4 protein-coding genes are annotated in these 21,370 nt (G+C 59.1%); 3 read left to right on the forward strand and 1 reads right to left on the reverse strand.

Going from position 1 to position 21,370, the window contains the following annotated elements:
- Positions 1-86 precede the first annotated feature (86 nt).
- Entirely contained in the window at positions 87-15,890 is a 15,804-nt protein-coding gene (locus tag BLU48_RS29100; RefSeq protein WP_083348208.1) for a LapA family giant adhesin, read from the reverse strand.
- 335 nt (positions 15,891-16,225) lie between these two features.
- Here BLU48_RS29100 and BLU48_RS29105 point away from each other — a divergent pair, with 335 nt between their 5' ends.
- From BLU48_RS29105 to BLU48_RS29115, 3 genes are read left to right on the forward strand one after another with little or no spacing between them, the layout of a single operon-like run.
- Positions 16,226-17,581 carry a TolC family outer membrane protein gene (locus tag BLU48_RS29105; protein ID WP_046070313.1) on the forward strand — a complete coding sequence of 452 codons (1,356 nt, stop codon included), beginning with the start codon at positions 16,226-16,228 and terminating at the stop codon, positions 17,579-17,581.
- Between the two features lie 41 nt (positions 17,582-17,622).
- The gene (locus tag BLU48_RS29110) at positions 17,623-19,779 is read left to right on the forward strand and encodes a type I secretion system permease/ATPase (RefSeq protein WP_057025722.1); all 2,157 of its coding nucleotides are present in this window, start codon (positions 17,623-17,625) and stop codon (positions 19,777-19,779) included.
- Complete coding sequence (locus BLU48_RS29115) at positions 19,769-21,133, forward strand: HlyD family type I secretion periplasmic adaptor subunit (protein ID WP_043049191.1); 1,365 nt, start codon at positions 19,769-19,771, stop codon at positions 21,131-21,133. Before BLU48_RS29110 ends, BLU48_RS29115 begins: the two co-directional genes overlap by 11 nt.
- Positions 21,134-21,370 lie beyond the last annotated feature (237 nt).

Below are 21,370 nucleotides of genomic sequence, written 5' to 3' on the forward strand. Positions count from 1 at the left end.
GAGTATGCGACGCACCGTCCGCCAGGGCCAGCGGCCCATAAGGCAAAAAAATCGGCCGCCTGGGAAGGCGGCCGATCAATTGCATCTTAGCTATGGTCGATCTTGATGGTTGGGTCGGCGCCAGTGATCAGCGAGTTGATGCTGACATGGGACCAATCATTGCCTTCCAGCTTGATTGTCACATCGGCATTGGCCACGCCACCGGCAGCGTTGAGCTTGCCTTCACTGCTGACTTGCAGGGTCGACACGCCATCTACCGTAGTGATCTTCAGGTAATTGTCGATGGTGCTATCGGTCTCACCTTTCAACAAGTCACGCAGATCAATCCGGTCGCCTTCCGAAGCCTTGAAATCCTTGATCACATCGTTGCCGATGTCACCCGCCTTCCACACAAAGGTGTCGGCACCCGAACCACCGATCAAAATGTCGTTGCCCTGGCCGCCAATCAACGTGTCGTTGCCGGTGCCGCCCAGCAGGATGTCATTGCCTTTGCCGCCGTCCAGGAGGTCGTTGCCGCCCTGGCCGAACAGGATGTCATCGCCAGCGCCACCCAGCAGCGTGTCGTTGGCATCCTTGGCGCCGGACACATCGAAGTCCACGTAGTGCTCGGTAACGTACTGGTGAACGTTGGAGGCGGTCACCGAAGAGACGGCTACGCCGGTCTTCTGCGCCACAAACGCCTGCAGTGCGTTGTAACCCTCACCGTTGATCCCGCTGAAGCTCACCAGGTCGCCGAAGAGGATGTCGTTGCCATCGCCCCCGATGACGGTGTCTGCGCCAGGCAACGTCGCCTCGGTGTGGCCGAGGATCGCGTTGGCCAGGTCCTTCGGATCGATATTGGCTTGCGGTTTACCATCGCTGTCGTACGGTGCCAACTGATTCAGGCTGACCCCGCTGTTGAGGCCGATGGCTTCTACGCCACCTGTGGACAGGCCTTTGAGCAGTGCGAACGCGCTGTTGGAGTTGAGGGTGGTGGAGTAGTCGGTATCGTACCCGAGGCCGCCTTGTACCGATATTTCATAGGTGCCATCCCCTTGGGCATGGATTGTTCCCGGGTTGGACTGCCCCCAGCCCCACCAGTTGTTGGTCCACAGGGTTACCTTGCCAACAGAGTCGATATCAATTAAGTGATTCGAGTCGATGTTGATCCGGGTGGCGGTACCTATGGTGTAGTTGTTCATGGTGACAACATCATCGAGCCTGACGTTGCCGTACAAGTACGGGTTGGTCTGCTCGGCCCCCTGGTAAAACGTCGGCTGACCATCGGTGATGAAGTACGTTGTATTGATCGCGCCGGTGTTGCCAGTCGCCTGGGCACTTTTGAAGAAGTTGGACGCGGCCTTGAACACGTCTTCGTAGTTGGTCCCGCCGGTAGATACCATGGAATCCAGGACTTTCTGCAGCGAATTCAGTGCGCCTGGGTCTTTCAGGTCGACTGTCACCGTGCGATTGACCTGGTCACTGAAGTCCGCCAGGAAGATATTCACGGTGCCAGAGGTGCTGGAGCCGATACTGTTTTTCAGCGAATTGAACGTGGTGGTCAGCGAGGCTTTCGCCGCTGCTATCGAGTTCGAGCCCATACTGCCCGATGTATCGATCATGAACGCAATGTTGTAGTTCTTGCCCTGCACCACGTTCAGGCCGCCGACGTCGGCCACGACGATGTCGTTGCCATCGGTGCCGTTGATGGTGTCGCTGCCCGAGGTGCCGGTAACCGGGTTATAGGTCGCCGGGTGCACCGTGACGGGCAATTGCGCGGTGGTGGTGGCCGAACCACCGATGCTTTCGGTGGAGGTCGAAGTGACCGTCAGGTTGAACTGGCCGCTGTAGTAGGTCGGCGGCTTGATGGTCAGGGTGCCCAGGTCCCAGCCGGTGACGTTGACTTCGCCCGTGGTCTTGCTCGCGGTGAAGGTATGCCCCGACGCGTCGGTGAGTACCGAGCCTGCCGGGATGCCACTGATCTTCACACTCAGGGTTTCCGAACCGTCGGTATCGGTCAGCGCCGTGGTGACCTTGGACAGCTTCACGGTGCCGTTTTCCTGGCCTTCGTTGAGCTTGTAGCCCACGTAGTAACCGTCGCCGTTGCTGCCATGCAGGTCGGACACGGTGACACCGGCGTTGGTCAGGTCGGTGATGCCGGTGTACAACGGCACGGTGCTGGTGCTCAGGTTCTGCACCGCCCCGCCGTTGACCGACAGGTTGACGTCAAAACTGCCAGGCCCCGCCTGGTTGGCCTGGTAGATCTCAAGGCTGTAATAGCCGCTGACCGATGGCGTGAACGAGCCGCTGAACTTGCCGCTGTTGGTGCCCCACAGTCCGCTGGCAATGTCTTTACCGCCAACGTTGACCACTACGCTGTCATCGGCGATGCCGCTGAAGGTGTAGCTCTTGCCGGCTTCCATGTAGATCAGGCCGGAAATCTTGGAGCCAGAGCCAGCATTGACGTTATCGACGGATTCGACATTGGTCACCACAGAAGTGCTGTTCGGTGTACCGGCGTTATCGATGGCTTTTTTCAGTACGTCTGGCGCAGCGCCGTTGCCGTTGTTGCCGAGGCCGGCAATGCTGTTCCAGCCCTGTTTGACCAGGCCGGTCGAGGCGACGTTGTTATCGGCCACGTTCAGGGTCGGTGCGTCGGCCACCGGGGTGATATCGACTTTCACCGTAGCTGTCGTACCCAGGTCCTTGCCGTCGCTAGGCTGGAACTTGAACTGCGCGTAATCGGCCTGTTTGTTGCCAATGCCGGTGCCGCCATAACCATCGGCGCCTGATTCGTTGGCGTTAGGCATAAAGCGCAACTGGCCGCCGTCGATCTGGGCCTTGGTGAAGGTCTGGCCGCTGGACACGTTGGTCCAGGTGCTGCCGTCCGCCGCCAGGAACTGCAGTTTGCCGGCTACCGGCAGTTCGGTGATTTTCACGCTAAGGCTGGCTTGTGGCGAGTCCACATCGGTCACGCCGAAGTTGGCCCAGGTCAAGGCCAGCGCGGTGTCTTCCGTACCGGTCACGGCACCGCCGGTGGCCACTGGCGCATCGTTAACGGCCACCACGTTGACGGTGGTGGTCGCGACGTTGGAGTAGTTGCCACCATCGGTCACGCTCACGGTAATCGTGCGTGGCGTGGTGCTTGGGTCATGGCTGTTATTGGTGAACGTGATGTTCTTGATCTGCTGCATGTAGTCAGCCAGCGACGCCGTGCCGGTCAGGGTCAAGGTGATTTTGCCGGTGACAGGGTCGGTGCTCGGGGTCACGTTGATGCCCGTCACGCCGCTGAAGTTCAGCGAGTCGCCTGGCTGGCTGTTGGTCAGTACCACGGTGGCGCCGGTCAGTTGGGTGCTGTCCGGGTCGGTGATCTTGATGTCAGTGTCAGCAATCGACACGCCAGTGCCGCCTTCGGTGAAGGTGGTTTTGAAGTCAGCTCCGATGGCGCCGCTGGAGTTGTTGGCATCCAGGTCGATGACCGGCGGCGCATCGTTGTCGATGATATCGGTGCTGACGCTGCCATTGCCCACCACCAGGTTTTCGAAGTTGCCCCCGGTGGCCTTGTCGATGGTGATGACGATCTTTTCCGTTGGCTCGGTGATCTTGTCGTCGAGTGTGCGGATATCAAACGGCACGCTGCTGGAGCCGGCCGGGATCTTCACGGTGTACACGCCGTTGAAGTCCGAACCGTCGGTGGCGGTGCCGCTGTACTTGAGCGTCACGGTTACGTCGGTCAGCGGCGGGTTGCTCAGCGTCAGGGTGTAGTGTGCCGTGCCGCCTTCAGTCACCGACGCGTCGCCGGTGATGCCGATGGTGGTGTTGTTGACTACATCCGTCACCTTGGTGACCACGGTGCTGCCATCGAGGATCAAGTGTTCGTACTTGTCGCCACCGCTGACCACGCCGGTGATTTTGGTGGTGACGTCATTGGCGCCGACATACGCATCGTTAGGCGCGGTTGCGGTGATGAAGCTGGTGGACTTGCCATTGCCGATGGTGATGGTCGAGCCGTTATCCAGCCTTACCACCAGGTCGGAGCCAACGTTGTTCACAGCCACGCCGTTCTTGTCGACCAGGGACGCGGTATAGACGATCTGCCCGCCCTCGCTGACCGAGCCAGTGGCCTTGAGTACAACGGTCACGTCATCGATGGTGTCGTTGATCGTGGTGGTCGCGCCGCCCGGGGTGATGCTTACACCCTCGAAATTACCGCCGGTAGTGCCGGTGATCTTGACGGTCTGGGTGCTCTTGTCGATGAACACATCATCGGTAGGTGCAGGGACGGTGACAGTGCCCGCGGTTGCACCCTGCTTGATGGTGATGCTGGAACCGTTATCGAGCTGGACCACCATGTCGCTGCCGGCCTTGTTGCTCAAGGTCGCGTTGTAAGTGATCTGGCCACCTTCGTTGACGGCCGTCGGGGCGGTCAGGGTGACGCTGGTCAGATCGGTGGAGCCCGGGGTGTCGGTCACGGTGGTGCTCACCGCAGTCGTGCCTGGCACCAGATTTTCAAAATGTTCGCTGCCGGTCACGCCTTTGATTGCCGTGGTGACGGTCTGGTCGCCCTTGTAGACATCATTTGGCGCGACGGTGGTGATTGTGCCGCTGGACTGGTTAACGCCGATAGTGATGGTCTTGCCGTTATCCAGGGTGACGGTGAGCGGGTTGGTGATGTTGGTCACCGGCACGCCGTTTTTATCCACAAGGCTGGCGGTATAGACGATATTGCCGCCTTCGCCGACAGTCGTGGTGGCGGTCAGAACCACATCGACCTTATCGATGGTGTCGTTGATCGTGGTGGTTGCGCCGTTGCCTGCAACTTCCAACTTCTCGAAGTTGCCGCCAGTGGTTTCGGTGATCTTGACCGTCTGGGTGCTCTTGTCGATGAACACATCATCGGTCGGTGCAGGTACGGTCACGGTGCCGACGGTGTCGCCAGCCTTGATGGTGATCGAAGAGCCGTTGTCCAGCTTCAAGGTGACGTCGGTGCCGGCCTTGTTGCTCAAGGTGGCGGTGTAGGTGATCTGGCCGCCTTCGTTGACGGCGTTTGGCGCAGTCAGCGTAACCGTCGTGGTGTTATCGGTACCCGGTGTATCCGTAACGGTGGTGTTGACCGCCGTAATACCCGGTACCAGATTTTCGAAATGCTCGCCGCCAGTCACGCCTTTGATGGCGGTGGTGACGGTTTGGTCGCCTTTGTACACATCATCCGGCGCCACAACCGAGACAGAACCGCTGCTTTGGTTCACGCCGATAGTGATGGTCTTGCCGTTATCCAGGGTAACGGTGAGCGGGTTGGTGATGTTAGTCACCGGCACGCCGTTTTTATCCACAAGGCTGGCGGTGTAGACGATATTGCCGCCTTCGCCGACAGTAGATGTGGCGGTGAGCACCACATCGACCTTGTCGATGGTGTCGTTGATCGTGGTGGTTGCGCCGTTGCCTGCAACTTCCAACTTCTCAAAGTTGCCGCCAGAAGCGTCAGTGATCTTGACGGTCTGGGTGCTCTTGTCGATGAACACGTCATCGGTAGGCGCCGGTACGGTCACGGTGCCGACAGTGTCGCCCGCCTTGATCGTGATGCTCGAGCCGTTGTCCAGCTTCAAGGTGACGTCGGTGCCGGCCTTGTTGCTCAAGGTGGCGGTGTAGGTGATCTGTCCACCTTCGTTTGCCTCAGACGGAGCCGTCAGGGTCACGGTGGTGGTGTTGTCGGTACCCGGTGTGTCAGTCACTGTCGTGGTGACTTTATCGGTACCTGGAACCAGATTTTCGAAATGCTCGCCGCCAGTGACACCTTTGATCGCAGTGGTGACGGTCTGGTCACCTTTGTACACATCATCCGGTGCCACAACCGAGACAGAACCGCTGCTTTGGTTCACGCCGATAGTGATGGTCTTGCCGTTATCCAGGGTAACGGTGAGCGGGTTGGTGATGTTAGTCACCGGCACGCCGTTTTTGTCCACAAGGCTGGCGGTGTAGACGATATTGCCGCCTTCGCCGACAGTCGTGGTGGCGGTCAGAACCACGTCCACCTTGTCGATGGTGTCGTTGATCGTGGTGGTTGCGCCGTTGCCTGCGACTTCCAATTTTTCGAAGTTGCCGCCAGTGGTCTCAGTGATCTGGACCGTCTGGGTGCTCTTATCGATGAACACGTCATCGGTGGGTGCAGGGACGGTCACGGTGCCGACGGTGTCGCCAGCCTTGATGGTGATGCTTGAGCCGTTATCGAGTTTGAGCGTTACGTCAGTGCCTGCTTTGTTGGAAAGCGTGGCGGTGTACGTAATTTGACCACCTTCGTTAACGGCGCTCGGCGCAGTCAACGTGACCGTCGTGGTGTTGTCAGTGCCCGGAGTATCCGTAACGGTGGTGTTCACCGCGGTAGTGCCAGGGACCAGGTTTTCGAAATGCTCGCCGCCGGTCACGCCTTTAATGGCGGTGGTGACGGTTTGGTCACCTTTGTACACATCATCCGGTGCCACAACCGAGACAGAACCGCTGCTTTGGTTCACGCCGATAGTGATGGTCTTGCCGTTATCCAGGGTAACGGTGAGCGGGTTGGTGATGTTAGTCACCGGCACGCCGTTTTTGTCCACAAGGCTGGCGGTGTAGACGATATTGCCGCCTTCGCCGACAGTCGTGGTGGCGGTCAGAACCACGTCCACCTTGTCGATGGTGTCGTTGATCGTGGTGGTTGCGCCGTTGCCTGCGACTTCCAATTTTTCGAAGTTGCCGCCAGTGGTCTCAGTGATCTGGACCGTCTGGGTGCTCTTATCGATGAACACGTCATCGGTGGGTGCAGGGACGGTCACGGTGCCGACGGTGTCGCCAGCCTTGATGGTGATGCTTGAGCCGTTATCGAGTTTGAGCGTTACGTCAGTGCCTGCTTTGTTGGAAAGCGTGGCGGTGTACGTAATTTGACCACCTTCGTTAACGGCGCTCGGCGCAGTCAACGTGACCGTCGTGGTGTTGTCAGTGCCCGGAGTATCCGTAACGGTGGTGTTCACCGCGGTAGTGCCAGGGACCAGGTTTTCGAAATGCTCGCCGCCGGTCACGCCTTTAATGGCGGTGGTGACGGTTTGGTCACCTTTGTACACATCATCCGGTGCCACAACCGAGACAGAACCGCTGCTTTGGTTCACGCCGATAGTGATGGTCTTGCCGTTATCCAGGGTAACGGTGAGCGGGTTGGTGATGTTAGTCACCGGCACGCCGTTTTTGTCCACAAGGCTGGCGGTGTAGACGATATTGCCGCCTTCGCCGACAGTCGTGGTGGCGGTCAGAACCACGTCCACCTTGTCGATGGTGTCGTTGATCGTGGTGGTTGCGCCGTTGCCTGCGACTTCCAATTTTTCGAAGTTGCCGCCAGTGGTCTCAGTGATCTGGACCGTCTGGGTGCTCTTATCGATGAACACGTCATCGGTGGGTGCAGGGACGGTCACGGTGCCGACGGTGTCGCCAGCCTTGATGGTGATGCTTGAGCCGTTATCGAGTTTGAGCGTTACGTCAGTGCCTGCTTTGTTGGAAAGCGTGGCGGTGTACGTAATTTGACCACCTTCGTTAACGGCGCTCGGCGCAGTCAACGTGACCGTCGTGGTGTTGTCAGTGCCCGGAGTATCCGTAACGGTGGTGTTCACCGCGGTAGTGCCAGGGACCAGGTTTTCGAAATGCTCGCCGCCGGTCACGCCTTTAATGGCGGTGGTGACGGTTTGGTCACCTTTGTACACATCATCCGGTGCCACAACCGAGACAGAACCGCTGCTTTGGTTCACGCCGATAGTGATGGTCTTGCCGTTATCCAGGGTAACGGTGAGCGGGTTGGTGATGTTAGTCACCGGCACGCCGTTTTTGTCCACAAGGCTGGCGGTGTAGACGATATTGCCGCCTTCGCCGACAGTCGTGGTGGCGGTCAGAACCACGTCCACCTTGTCGATGGTGTCGTTGATCGTGGTGGTTGCGCCGTTGCCTGCGACTTCCAATTTTTCGAAGTTGCCGCCAGTGGTCTCAGTGATCTGGACCGTCTGGGTGCTCTTATCGATGAACACGTCATCGGTGGGTGCAGGGACGGTCACGGTGCCGACGGTGTCGCCAGCCTTGATGGTGATGCTTGAGCCGTTATCGAGTTTGAGCGTTACGTCAGTGCCTGCTTTGTTGGAAAGCGTGGCGGTGTACGTAATTTGACCACCTTCGTTAACGGCGCTCGGCGCAGTCAACGTGACCGTCGTGGTGTTGTCAGTGCCCGGAGTATCCGTAACGGTGGTGTTCACCGCGGTAGTGCCAGGGACCAGGTTTTCGAAATGCTCGCCGCCGGTCACGCCTTTAATGGCGGTGGTGACGGTTTGGTCACCTTTGTACACATCATCCGGTGCCACAACCGAGACAGAACCGCTGCTTTGGTTCACGCCGATAGTGATGGTCTTGCCGTTATCCAGGGTAACGGTGAGCGGGTTGGTGATGTTAGTCACCGGCACGCCGTTTTTGTCCACAAGGCTGGCGGTGTAAACAATATTGCCGCCTTCGCCGACGGTGGTGGTTGCACTCAGGACCACATCGACCTTGTCGATGGTGTCGTTGATGGTGGTGGTTGCGCCGTTGCCTGCAACTTCTAACTTCTCAAAGTTGCCGCCAGAAGCGTCAGTGATCTTGACGGTCTGGGTGCTCTTGTCGATGAACACGTCATCGGTCGGTGCAGGGACCGTCACAGTGCCGACGGTGTCACCGGCCTTGATGGTGATGCTCGAACCGTTGTCGAGTTTCAGCGTTACATCAGTGCCCGCTTTATTGGAGAGCGTAGCGGTATAGGTGATCTGGCCGCCTTCGTTAACGGTATTTGGCGCAGTCAGCGTCACGGTAGTGGTGTTATCGGTGCCTGGGGTGTCAGTCACAGTCGTCGTGACTTTATCGGTCCCCGGAACCAGATTTTCGAAATGCTCGCCGCCAGTGACGCCTTTGATGGTGGTGGTGACGGTTTGGTCGCCTTTGTAGACATCATCTGGCGCCAAGACGGAAACAGTGCCGCTCGACTGATTCACGCCGATGGTAATGCTCTGGCCGTTATCCAAGGTTACGGTCAACGGGTTGGTGATGTTAGTCACCGGCACGCCGTTTTTATCCACAAGGCTGGCGGTGTAAACGATATTGCCGCCTTCGCCGACGGTGGTGGTTGCACTCAAGACCACATCGACCTTGTCGATGGTGTCGTTGATGGTGGTGGTTGCGCCGTTGCCTGCAACTTCTAACTTCTCAAAGTTGCCGCCAGAAGCGTCAGTGATCTTGACGGTCTGGGTGCTCTTGTCGATGAACACGTCATCGGTCGGTGCAGGGACCGTCACAGTGCCGACGGTGTCACCGGCCTTGATGGTGATGCTCGAACCGTTGTCGAGTTTCAGCGTTACATCAGTGCCCGCTTTATTGGAGAGCGTAGCGGTATAGGTGATCTGGCCGCCTTCGTTAACGGTATTTGGCGCAGTCAGCGTCACGGTAGTGGTGTTATCGGTGCCTGGGGTGTCAGTCACAGTCGTCGTGACTTTATCGGTCCCCGGAACCAGATTTTCGAAATGCTCGCCGCCAGTGACGCCTTTGATGGTGGTGGTGACGGTTTGGTCGCCTTTGTAGACATCATCTGGCGCCAAGACGGAAATAGTGCCGCTCGACTGATTCACGCCGATGGTAATGCTCTGGCCGTTATCCAAGGTTACGGTCAACGGGTTGGTGATGTTAGTCACCGGCACGCCGTTTTTATCCACAAAGCTGGCGGTGTAAACGATATTGCCGCCTTCGCCGACGGTGGTGGTTGCACTCAGGACCACATCGACCTTGTCGATGGTGTCGTTGATGGTGGTGGTTGCGCCGTTGCCTGCAACTTCTAACTTCTCAAAGTTGCCGCCAGAAGCGCCAGTGATCTTGACGGTCTGGGTGCTCTTGTCGATGAACACGTCATCGGTCGGTGCAGGGACGGTCACGGTGCCGACAGTGTCGCCCGCCTTGATCGTGATGCTCGAACCATTGTCGAGTTTTAGCGTGACGTCAGTGCCTGCTTTGTTGGAAAGCGTGGCGGTGTACGTAATTTGACCACCTTCGTTAACGGCACTCGGCGCAGTCAGCGTCACGGTAGTGGTGTTATCGGTGCCTGGGGTGTCAGTCACAGTCGTGGTGACTTTATCGGCCCCTGGAACCAGGTTCTCAAAGTGCTCGCCGCCGGTCACGCCTTTGATGGCGGTGGTGACGGTTTGATCGCCTTTGTAGACGTCATCAGGTGCAACAACCGAAACGCTAGCGCTCGATTCGTTAACACCGATGGTGATGGTCTTTCCGTTATCCAGGGTGACAGTCAGTGGGTTGGTGATGTTAGTCACCGGCGCGCCGTTCTTATCCACAAGGCTGGCGGTGTAGACGATGTTGCCGCCTTCGCCGACGGTGGTGGTAGCGGTCAGAACCACATCGACCTTATCGATGGTGTCGTTGATCGTGGTGGTCGCACCGTTGCCTGCCACTTCCAGTTTCTCGAAGTTGCCACCAGAAGCGTCAGTGATCTTGACGGTCTGGGTGCTCTTGTCGATGAACACGTCATCGGTCGGTGCAGGGACGGTCACGGTGCCGACAGTGTCGCCCGCCTTGATCGTGATGCTCGAGCCGTTGTCCAGCTTCAAGGTGACGTCGGTACCGGCCTTGTTGCTCAAGGTCGCGGTGTAGGTGATCTGGCCACCTTCGTTAACAGCACTTGGTGCAGTCAACGTCACCGTCGTCGTGTTATCGGTACCCGGAGTATCGGTGACGGTGGTGTTCACCGCCGCAGTACCTGGAACCAGATTTTCAAAGTGTTCGCCGCCGGTTACGTCTTTGATAGCGGTGGTGACGGTTTGGTCGCCTTTGTACACATCATCCGGAGCCACAACAGTAGCGGTGCCGCTCGACTGGTTCACACCAATGGTGATGGTCTGGCCATTATCCAAAGTGACGGTCAGCGGGTTGGTGATGTTAGCCACCGGCGCGCCGTTTTTATCCACAAGGCTGGCGGTATAAACGATATTGCCGCCTTCGCCGACGGTGGTGGTTGCACTCAGGACCACATCGACCTTGTCGATGGTGTCGTTGATCGTCGTGGTCGCACCATTGCCCGCAACTTCCAACTTCTCGAAGTTGCCGCCAGTGGTCTCAGTGATCTTGACCGTCTGGGTGCTCTTGTCGATGAACACGTCATCGGTAGGCGCAGGGACGGTCACGGTGCCGACAGTGTCGCCCGCCTTGATCGTGATGCTCGAGCCGTTGTCCAGCTTCAAGGTGACGTCGGTACCGGCCTTGTTGCTCAAGGTCGCGGTGTAGGTGATCTGGCCGCCTTCGTTAACGGCGTTTGGCGCAGTCAGCGTGACAGTCGTGGTGTTGTCAGTGCCCGGGGTATCTGTAACGGTGGTGTTAACCGCCGCAGTACCTGGAACCAGATTTTCAAAGTGTTCGCCGCCGGTTACGCCTTTGATAGCGGTAGTGACGGTCTGATCGCCTTTGTACACATCATCCGGAGCCACAACAGTAGCGGTGCCGCTCGACTGGTTCACACCAATGGTGATGGTCTGGCCATTATCCAAAGTGACGGTCAGCGGGTTGGTGATGTTAGCCACCGGCGCGCCGTTTTTATCCACAAGGCTGGCGGTGTAGACGATGTTGCCGCCTTCGCCGACGGTGGTGGTTGCACTCAGGACCACATCGACCTTGTCGATGGTGTCGTTGATGGTGGTGGTCGCGCCGTTACCTGCAACTTCCAGTTTCTCGAAGTTGCCACCAGAAGCGTCAGTGATCTTGACGGTCTGGGTGCTCTTGTCGATGAACACGTCATCGGTCGGTGCAGGGACGGTCACGGTGCCGACAGTGTCGCCCGCCTTGATCGTGATGCTCGAGCCGTTGTCCAGCTTCAAGGTGACGTCGGTGCCGGCCTTGTTGCTCAAGGTGGCGGTGTAGGTGATCTGGCCACCTTCGTTAACAGCGCTTGGTGCAGTCAGTGTGACGGTGGTGGTGTTATCGGTACCCGGAGTGTCAGTCACAGTTGTGGTGACTTTATCAGTCCCTGGGACCAAGTTCTCAAAGTGCTCGCCGCCAGCCACGCCTTTGATGGTGGTGGTGACGGTTTGGTCGCCTTTGTAGACGTCATCTGGCGCCAAGACCGAAACAGTGCCGCTCGACTGATTCACGCCGATGGTAATGCTCTGGCCGTTATCCAAGGTTACGGTCAACGGGTTGGTGATGTTGGTCACCGGTGCGCCGTTTTTATCCACAAGGCTGGCGGTGTAAACGATATTGCCGCCTTCGCCGACAGTCGTGGTAGCGCTCAGAACCACATCGACCTTGTCGATGGTGTCGTTGATCGTGGTGGTTGCGCCGTTGCCTGCAACTTCCAACTTCTCGAAGTTACCGCCAGTGGTCTCAGTGATCTGGACGGTCTGGGTACTCTTGTCGACGAACACGTCATCGGTAGGCGCCGGAACAGTCACCGTTCCAACGGTATCGCCGGCCTTGATGGTGATCGACGAACCGTTATCCAACTTCAAGGTGACGTCAGTACCGGCCTTGTTGCTCAAGGTCGCGGTATAGGTGATCTGGCCACCTTCGTTAACGGCATTTGGCGCAGTCAACGTGACAGTCGTGGTGTTGTCGGTGCCTGGAGTATCAGTCACAGTCGTAGTGACTTTGTCGGTCCCTGGAACCAAATTCTCGAAGTGCTCACCGCCAGTGACGCCTGTGATAGCGGTGGTGACGGTTTGGTCGCCTTTGTACACATCATCCGGAGCCACAACAGTAGCGGTGCCGCTCGACTGGTTCACACCAATGGTGATGGTCTGGCCATTATCCAAAGTGACGGTCAGCGGGTTGGTGATGTTAGCCACCGGCGCGCCGTTTTTATCCACAAGGCTGGCGGTGTAGACGATGTTGCCGCCTTCGCCCACGGTGGTGGTGGCGGTCAGCACCACATCGACCTTGTCGATGGTGTCGTTGATCGTGGTAGTCGCGCCGTTGCCTGCAACTTCCAACTTCTCGAAGTTACCGCCAGTGGTCTCAGTGATCTGGACGGTCTGGGTACTCTTGTCGACGAACACGTCATCGGTAGGCGCCGGAACAGTCACCGTTCCAACGGTATCGCCGGCCTTGATGGTGATCGACGAACCGTTATCCAACTTCAAGGTGACGTCAGTACCGGCCTTGTTGCTCAAGGTCGCGGTGTAGGTGATTTGGCCACCTTCGTTCACCGCGCTAGGCGCGGTCAGCGTGACAGTCGTGGTGTTATCAGTATCGGGAGTATCGGTAACGGTGGTGTTAACCGCCGCAGTACCTGGAACCAGATTTTCAAAGTGTTCGCCGCCGGTTACGCCTTTGATAGCGGTAGTGACGGTTTGATCGCCTTTGTACACATCATCTGGCGCCAAGACGGAAACACTGCCGCTCGACTGATTCACGCCGATGGTAATGCTCTGGCCGTTATCCAGAGTGACAGTCAATGGATTGGTGATGTTAGTCACCGGCACGCCGTTTTTATCCACAAGGCTGGCGGTGTAGACGATATTGCCGCCTTCTCCGACAGTCGTGGTAGCGCTCAGAACCACATCGACCTTGTCGATGGTGTCATTGATCGTCGTGGTTGCGCCGTTGCCTGCCACTTCCAATTTTTCGAAGTTGCCGCCAGTAGTCTCGGTGATCTGGACGGTCTGGGTGCTCTTATCGATGAACACGTCATCGGTCGGTGCACGCACAGTCACGGAGCCCACGGTATCGCCCGCTTTAATGGTGATCGACGAGCCGTTGTCGAGTTTCAACGTTACGTCAGTGCCCGCTTTATTGGAAAGCGTAGCGGTATACGTAACCTGTCCACCCTCGTTCGCCTCGGTCGGTGCCGTCAGCGTCACGGTGGTGGTGTCGATCGAATCAGTAACCGTAGTGACCGCCGGTGTGGTACTCGGCACCAGGCTTTCAAAATTGCCGCCGGTCGCGCCGGTGATGGTCGTGCTGACGGTGCTGCCATTGACGTAGACGTCATTGGGCGGCGTGTCCACGACCACGCTGCCGACGGACTCGCCCGCCTTGATAGTGATCACCGAGCCATTGCTCAAGGTGACAGTTACAGGCGTCTGCGCCGGGTTGGTCAAGGTCGCGGTGTAGGTGATCTGCCCGCCTTCGGTCACGGTTTCGCCAGCGGTCAGCGTGACGGTGGTGGTATCGACCGAATCAGTAATGGTGGTGACCGCAGGCGTGGTGCTCGGCACCAGGTTTTCAAAATTGCCGCCGGTTGCACCGGTAATGGTGGTGCTGACGGTCGAACCATTGTTGTAGACGTCGTTCGCCGCAGTATCGACAACCACGGTGCCCGCCGACTCGCCGGCCTTGATGGTAATCACCGAGCCATTGCTCAAGGTGACGGTCACAGGCGTCTGCGCCGGGTTGGTCAGGGTGGCGGTGTAGGTGATCTGGCCGCCTTCAGTGACGTTGCCGTCGGCTGTCAGGGTAACGGTGGTGGTATCGACCGAATCAGTAATGGTGGTGACCGCAGGCGTGGTGCTCGGCACCAGGTTTTCAAAGTTGCCGCCGGTTGCACCGGTAATGGTGGCGCTGACAGTCGAACCGTTGTTGTAGACGTCGTTCGCCGGGGTGTCGACCACCACGGTGCCCGTTGACTCGCCCGCCTTGATGGTAATCACCGAGCCATTGCTCAAGGTCACGGTGACAGGCGTTTGTGCCGGATTGGTAAGGGTTGCGGTGTAGGTGATCTGCCCACCTTCGGTCACCGTATCGCCAGCGCTCAGCGTGACGGTAGTGGTGTCGACCGAATCAGTAATGGTGGTGACCGCAGGCGTGGTGCTCGGCACCAGGTTTTCGAAATTACCGCCGCTTGCACCAGTAATGGTGGTGCTGACAGTCGAACCGTTGTTGTAGACGTCGTTCGCCGGGGTGTCGACCACCACGGTGCCCGTTGACTCGCCCGCCTTGATGGTAATCACCGAGCCATTGCTCAAGGTGACGGTGACAGGCGTCTGCGCCGGGTTGGTCAAGGTGGCGGTGTAGGTGATCTGCCCACCTTCGGTCACCGTATCGCCTGCGGTCAGCGTCACGGTGGTGGTGTCGATGGTGTCGGTGATCTGCGTCACGGCCGGGTTAGGGTCGAGGGTCAACACCAGGTTGCCGCCGCCGCTGGTACCGGTAACGCTGACGCTGATCTGGCTTGGATCGATGTAGGGGCTGTCGTTGGGGGCCAGGGGCACATTAACGGTGCCGGTCAGTTGGCCCGACGGGATGGTGATCACCGCGCCATTGGACAAGGTCACGGTCAGGTCGCTGGTGGAGGGCCGCGTAACGGTGGCGGTATAGGTCAGCACACCGCCGGCTTCGGTGATGGTGGGGGTTGCGCTCAGGGACAGGGTCGCGGGCTGCAGCGCCAAGCCGGAATCAGCAGTGCCTGGTGCGCCGGCCAACGCGTTGAGTGTCGAGGTGCCCTGGCCGAGAGGGCCGGTTGGGAAACCGATGGTCGGGTCGACACGGCCGGCGGTAGCGTCCAGCACCACGAAGCTGTGACCACCCCCCGCGGCGCCATTACCGGCAGCGGTTGCCCCTGCGGCCGTGGCTTCCAGCTCGGTGGTCGGGTCGGCACCGGCGGCGATGGCTTGTTGCAGCTCGGCCACCGACGGCGCAGCCTGCTCCGTGGCAGCGGCCAGGTCGACGCTGGAGTCCGGTAGATCGGCGCTCCACTGAGTGTCCCGGCCCAGGTCCAGGATACGGCCGTCGGCCAGTTCCAGGCTCACTGCGCCCGACATGCCAGTGTCGACCTGGTCGCCTGCGAACAAGCGATCACCTTCAATAAGGACGCGACGAGTGCCTTCCGGAGAAATAACGAAAACTTGACCAACAATGCTTTTGACGATGGCAACAACACTGCTCATTAAAATTTTCTCCGGCGATTCGTTCGAAATTCCATTTTGCAGCGCGCAATTAGGGCTGCCAATTGGAGGACGTAGTCTATAAAGCGATTGACGTCAAATATTTGGCTAGATTTTTTAGTGATCTAGTTTGTGCCAAACTATTGACCTTATGGCCGCCATCCTAAACAATCGCTTCCGTAATGTCACATTGATATTTAAGCGGCGAACCGTCCTACATGTGTGAAGCAGTTCCGTTTTTTGAACTTTCCGACGTACGGTCATTACGGTAGCCATTATCCGACGCAGCGGTGCTAATCGCTGTGATTTGAGACAAGAAGTCTTGGGGAAATTTTTAAATGCGCCTGCACCTGTTCAAGGCAATTCCGTTCGTTCTCGCCGCCAGTTTCGTACAAGCCCAGACGCTGCCCCAAGCCATGCAACAGGCCTTGGATGTGCACCCGGAAATCCAGGCAGGTGTTAACAGCCGCATCGCTGCTGACTATCAACTGCGCGCCGCACAAGGTGGCTACCTGCCGCGAGTCGACCTGAACGCCGGCTATGGCCGCCAAGGGACCGACAACGCCACCTCCCGCGCCAACAACCCCAGCGGCAACCACTGGGACACGCTCAACCGCGGTGAATCCAGCCTGCGCCTGCAGCAAATGATTTTTGACGGTTTCGCCACCTCCAGCGAAGTCGGGCGTCAACAAGCCAACGTTAATGCCCGTGCCTACTCCTTGCTGGGTACGTCCGAGCGTACGGCGTTGACCGTTGCCCAGGTCTACCTGGAAGTGTTGACCCGCCGTGAGTTCGTGCGCCTGGCTGAAGACAACCTGCGCAATCACGAACGCATCTACGATCAGATCAAGTTGCGCACGCAGCGCGGCGTCGGCAACGGTGCCGACCAGGACCAAGCCGAAGCGCGCCTGGCCCAGGCCCGCAACAACCTGATCACCGAGCAGACCAACCTGGCAGACGCGCAAACCAACTACCTCAGCGCCGTCGGCCAGATGCCCGACCAGCTCGAGCGCCCGGCGCCGTTCATGGCCATGCTGCCGGCGGACCTGAATGAAGCCCGTCGCCAGATGCTCGACAACAGCCCTGTCCTGCGTTCGGCCGAGTCGGATATCTCCGCCGCCGAAAAACAGTACGAAGCCGCCAAATCCAGCTTCTACCCACGCTTTGACGCTGAGCTTGGCACCAACGCCGACAACAACGTCTCCGGTGATCCGAACCACAGCAACGGCTGGGAAGCCATGGTGCGCATGCGCTTCAACCTGTTCGCCGGCGGTAGCAACAAGGCCGACCTGCAATCGAAGTCCTACCAGGCCAACCAGGCCCTGGATATCCGCAACAACGCCTTGCGCCAACTCAATGAAGAGCTAGGCTTGGCCTGGAACGCGTTGAACAACGCCAATGCGCAATTGCCAGTGGCTCAGCAATATGTGGACCATAGCTCCCGTGTACGCACCTCCTACCAGCAACAGTTCAGCCTCGGTCAACGCACCCTGCTGGATTTGCTCGACAGCGAAAATGAATTGTTCACCGCTTCCCGCCGCCTGGAAGAAATCAAGAACATTCAGTTATTTACTCAGTATCGAATCAAGGCGACCATGGGTGAATTGCTCAAGAGCCAGGGAGTGGTCGCACCAATGGCTTCCGTCGTACAGAACGACGTGAAACCTAAAGTCCAACTGCCTGGGATGAATTGAGCCACCCCAATAGCCCCATCTGTTAGTCGAGAGTGCACCGCGTGGAACCTGAAAGCAGTCGAGTTCATCTCAGTCATGATCCACGCGCCCTGCATGACGACCCGTTGCTCGACGGGCTGTTGGCGCTCTGCGCCCTGCATCAGAAACCGGCCAGCGCGGCCATGCTCACTACCGGCCTGCCGCTGCCCTCGCAACGCTTGAGCGCCGAGTTGTTGCCGCGTGCCGCTGCACGGGCCGGGCTGCAAGGCCGGCTGCTGCAACGCAAGCTGGAGCAGATCCCCACGATTGCATTGCCGGCGCTGCTGTTGCTCAAGGACGGTCGCAGTACCGTGCTGGTCGGCTGGGAAGGCGAGGATGAAGCACGGATCCTGCTCAGCGAAAGCGACGGCGGCGAAGTGCTGATCAAACGCGAAGCATTGGTCGACGATTACATCGGCAAGGTCTTCTTCGCCCAGCCGCAACACAAATTCGACGTCAACCACGGCAGCCTGATTCCACGGGCGCGGTCGTGGTTCCGTGACACCCTCATGCGTTCGCGCTGGCTCTACACCGACGCCATCGCCGCCAGTTTCCTGATCAACATCATCGCCATGGCTGCGCCGCTGTTCGTGATGAACGTATACGACCGCGTCGTGCCGAACCAGGCCACCGCCACCCTGTGGGTGCTGGCCGTGGGCATCTGCGGCGCGTACCTGTTCGACCTTGTCCTCAAGAGTCTGCGCAGCCTGTGCCTGGACCTGGCCGGCAAGAAAACCGACTTGATCATCTCGGCCACGCTGTTCGAACGCATCGTCGGCATGTCCATGAAGTACCGCCCGGCACGGGTCGGCAGCTTCGCCCAGAACATCCATGAGTTTCAAAGCCTGCGCGACTTCCTTGCGTCGCTGACCCTCACCAGCCTGATCGACCTGCCGTTTACCTTGCTGATCTTCCTGGTGATCGCCATCCTCGGCGGGCATCTGGTGTGGGTGCCGGTGCTGGCGTTCCCGCTTGCCCTGGGCATCGGCTATGCCCTGCAAAAGCCCTTGGTGGCAACCATGGAACGCACCATGGCCCTGGCCGCCGAGCGCCAGTCGAGCCTGATCGAGACCCTCGCCGGGCTCGATGCGGTCAAGGTCAACAATGCCGAGAGCGAGCGCCAATACGGCTGGGAACAGACCATCGGTACCCTGAGCCGGCTGGAGCTGCGGGTGAAGTTGCTGTCGGGCCTGTCGATGAACATGACCCTGCTGATCCAGCAATTGGCCGGCGTGATCATGATCGTGTTCGGCGTGTACCAGATCATCGACGGCAACCTCAGCATGGGCGGCCTGATTGCCTGCTACATGCTCAGTGGCCGCGCCCTGAGCCCATTGGCCTCGCTGTCGGGCCTGCTGACGCGCTACCAGCAAGCCAAGGTCACCATGACCTCGGTGGACCAGATGATGGAGCTGCCCCAGGAGCGCAATTTCGACGAGCGCCCCATGAGCCGCCGTACCCTGCAAGGCGCCATCGAATGCCGGGGCCTGAATTTCACCTACCCGAACCAACAGAACCCGGCGCTGAAAAACATCAACCTGGTGATCAAGCCCGGGGAAAAAATCGGCATCATCGGCCGCAGCGGCTCGGGCAAAAGCTCCCTGGCCAAATTGATCGTCGGCCTGTACCAGCCCGACTCCGGCGCCCTGCTGGTGGACGGCGTGGACGTACGCCAGATCGACGTCAGCGAACTGCGCCACAACATTGGCTACGTTGCCCAAGACATCCAATTGCTCGCCGGCACCTTGCGCGACAACCTGGTATCGGGGGCGCGCTACGTCGAGGACGAAATGGTCCTGCAAGCCGCCGAACTGGCCGGCGTGCACGAATTCGCCCGCCTGCACCCCCAAGGTTACGAGCTGCAAGTCGGCGAGCGTGGGCAGAACTTGTCCGGCGGCCAGCGCCAGAACGTCGCCCTGGCCCGAGCGCTGCTGCTCAACCCGCCCATGCTGCTGCTGGATGAGCCCACCAGCGCCATGGACAACACCGGTGAAGAACGCTTGAAGCAACGCCTGCAGGCCGTGGTGCAAAACAAGACCGTGGTTCTGGTCACGCACCGCGCCTCACTGCTCTCCCTGGTGGACCGCCTGCTGGTGGTCGACCGTGGACAGATTCTCGCGGACGGCCCGAAAGCCGTGGTCATGGAAGCGTTGAAAAAGGGGCAGATCAGTGTTGCTTAACTCCATCAAGAGTGCGGTCGGGCGCTATTTCAAAGGTTCCGACTCGCTGCAGGGTCAGCCCTTGCCCGAGGTCAACAAAGCCCTGATCGAAGATGCGCCGCGGGTCATCCGCCTGACCATCTGGGCGATCATCGGGTTCTTCGTGTTCCTGGTGGTGTGGGCAGGGTTTTCCCAGATCGACGAGGTGACCCGTGGCGACGGCAAGGCGATTCCGTCGTCCAAGTTGCAGAAAATCCAGAACCTGGAAGGCGGTATCGTCGCCGAGCTGTACGTCAAGGAAGGCCAGATCGTCGAAGCCGGTGCGCCATTGATCCGCCTCGACGATACGCGGTTTGTCTCCAACGCTGGGGAAACCGAAGCCCTGCGCCTGGCCATGCAACTGCGCGTGGAGCGCCTCAGTGCACAGGTGGACGATCGCCCGCTGAACATCCCCGACGACGTGCTCAAGGCTGCGCCGAGCCAGGCCGCCAACGAGCGCTCCCTGTATGAAAGCCGGCGCCAGCAATTGAAAGACGAAGTCGGCGGTCTGCAGGAGCAACTGGTACAGCGCCAGCAAGAACTGCGCGAGTTCACCTCCAAGCAGGGCCAGTACCGCAGCCAGTTGTCCCTGCAACGCCAGGAAATCAACATGTCCGAGCCGCTGGTGGCCCAGGGCGCGGTGTCCCCGGTGGAAGTGCTGCGCCTCAAGCGCGCCGAAATGGAAACCCGCGGCCAGTTGGACGCCACCACCCTGGCGATCCCTCGCGCCGAGTCGGCGATCAAGGAAGTGCAGCGCAAGATCGACGAAACCCGCGGCAAATTCCGCAGTGAAGCCCTGACCCAGCTCAACGAAGCCCGTACCGAGCTGAACAAGGCCGAATCCACCGGTCGCGCCCTGGAAGACCGCGTCAGTCGCACCCTGGTTACCTCGCCGGTACGTGGGATCGTCAAGCAGCTGTTGGTCAACACCGTCGGTGGCGTCATCCAACCAGGCAGCGACATGGTCGAAATCGTGCCGTTGAACGACACCTTGCTGGTGGAAGCCAAGATCCGTCCGCAAGACATCGCCTTCCTGCACCCAGGGCAGGAAGCGGTGGTCAAGTTTACTGCCTATGACTACACCATTTACGGCGGCCTCAAGGCCAAGCTCGAACGCATCGGTGCCGACACCATCACCGATGAAGACAAGAAAACCACCTATTACATGATCACCCTGCGCACCGACCGCAGCCACCTGGGCACCGATGAGAAGCCGCTGCTGATCATCCCGGGCATGGTTGCCTCGGTGGACATCATCACCGGCAAGAAAAGCATCCTCAGTTACCTGCTCAAGCCAATCATCAAGGCGCGGGCCGAGGCGTTGCACGAGCGGTAGATCTCCAGCGCCTGTGCCGGCCTCATCGGGGGCAAGCCCCCTCCCACATTTGACTGCGTTCACAATTCAAGTGTGGGAGGGGGCTTGCCCCCGATAGGGCCATCAGCATCACCTTGGAGCCCGAGCCATCTGCGCCGCAAGCTGTACCGCACCACTATCCAGGGGGATGCGCCTTTCTGAACCGGTAAAGCCTGCTAGGATTGCGCCCAGTTCACTCCCAATTGATCACGAGTGCTT

The organism is Pseudomonas synxantha (genome assembly GCF_900105675.1).
Lineage (GTDB): Bacteria > Pseudomonadota > Gammaproteobacteria > Pseudomonadales > Pseudomonadaceae > Aquipseudomonas > Aquipseudomonas synxantha.